The organism is Vibrio sp. 10N.222.49.C9 (assembly GCF_041474985.1).
GTDB lineage: Bacteria > Pseudomonadota > Gammaproteobacteria > Enterobacterales > Vibrionaceae > Vibrio > Vibrio crassostreae_C.
In genome coordinates, this window is record NZ_JBFRVD010001560.1 from 1 (window position 1) to 295 (window position 295).

1 protein-coding gene is annotated in these 295 nt (G+C 48.1%); it reads right to left on the reverse strand.

Annotated elements, in window-relative coordinates; translation table 11 throughout:
• Positions 1–295 (reverse strand): MATE family efflux transporter (locus AB4585_RS29260; protein WP_372172325.1); only part of this gene is annotated, 295 nt, incomplete at both ends.

The following is a 295-nucleotide window of genomic DNA, read 5'->3' on the forward strand; positions in this document are numbered from 1 at the left end:
GTTCAAAACGTTACCAAAAACCTGCGTAAACAAGGTTGCCTTGGCCTTCGCTTGTCCCATCAACCAGCCAATAATCACATAGTTAAGCAGTACAAAAGGGGCGCCAAAGATCATGATGCTAAAATAGGTTTTGGCGTGCATCGCGACTTCTGCATCAGGCGAGATCACCCACATTGCTCCGCTCCATATCAAGGGTTGGAGCAAAATAAAGGTCAAACCAACCAGCAATGCGAGGGTAAATGGTCGGAGCAAGCTACTCGCCAACTCTCGATCATCGTTCTTGCCTAGCGCAATC